The sequence below is a fragment of the Thalassotalea agariperforans genome (assembly GCF_053470345.1).
In genome coordinates, this window is record NZ_JBQMWH010000037.1 from 1 (window position 1) to 1,064 (window position 1,064).

Below are 1,064 nucleotides of genomic sequence, written 5' to 3' on the forward strand. Positions count from 1 at the left end.
GCGAAGCTCTTGATCGAAGCCCCGGTAAACGGCGGCCGTAACTATAACGGTCCTAAGGTAGCGAAATTCCTTGTCGGGTAAGTTCCGACCTGCACGAATGGCGTAATCATGGCCACACTGTCTCCACCCGAGACTCAGTGAAATTGAATTTGCGGTTAAGATGCCGTATACCCGCGGCTAGACGGAAAGACCCCGTGAACCTTTACTATAGCTTGACAGTGAACATTGCTCCTACATGTGTAGGATAGGTGGGAGGCTTTGAAGCAGCGTCGCTAGATGTTGTGGAGCCAATCTTGAAATACCACCCTTGTATGCGTGATGTTCTAACCTAGGCCCCTGATCGGGGTTGGGGACACTGTCTGGTGGGTAGTTTGACTGGGGCGGTCTCCTCCCAAAGAGTAACGGAGGAGCACGAAGGTTGGCTAAGTACGGTCGGACATCGTACGGTTAGTGCAATGGCATAAGCCAGCTTAACTGCGAGACAGACACGTCGAGCAGGTGCGAAAGCAGGTCATAGTGATCCGGTGGTTCTGTATGGAAGGGCCATCGCTCAACGGATAAAAGGTACTCCGGGGATAACAGGCTGATACCGCCCAAGAGTTCATATCGACGGCGGTGTTTGGCACCTCGATGTCGGCTCATCACATCCTGGGGCTGAAGTCGGTCCCAAGGGTATGGCTGTTCGCCATTTAAAGTGGTACGCGAGCTGGGTTTAGAACGTCGTGAGACAGTTCGGTCCCTATCTGCCGTGGGCGTTTGAGAATTGAAGAGGGCTGCTCCTAGTACGAGAGGACCGGAGTGGACGAACCTCTGGTGTTCGGGTTGTCATGCCAATGGCATTGCCCGGTAGCTACGTTCGGAACTGATAACCGCTGAAAGCATCTAAGCGGGAAGCAGGCTTTGAGATGAGTTCTCACTGGGACTTTAAGTCCCCTGAAGGGTCGTTGGAGACTACAACGTTGATAGGTCAGGTGTGGAAGTGCTGTGAGGCATTGAGCTAACTGATACTAATTGCCCGTGAGGCTTAACCATACAACACCCAAGTGGTTTTACGAGAGTAAACA

At 52.5% G+C, this 1,064-nt stretch carries 1 rRNA gene; it reads left to right on the top strand.

Annotated features, from left to right (window positions below):
• Positions 1-1,032, top strand: a 23S ribosomal RNA gene (locus ACSLUO_RS17675); the annotation flags it as partial.
• Positions 1,033-1,064: the final 32 nt, after the last annotated feature.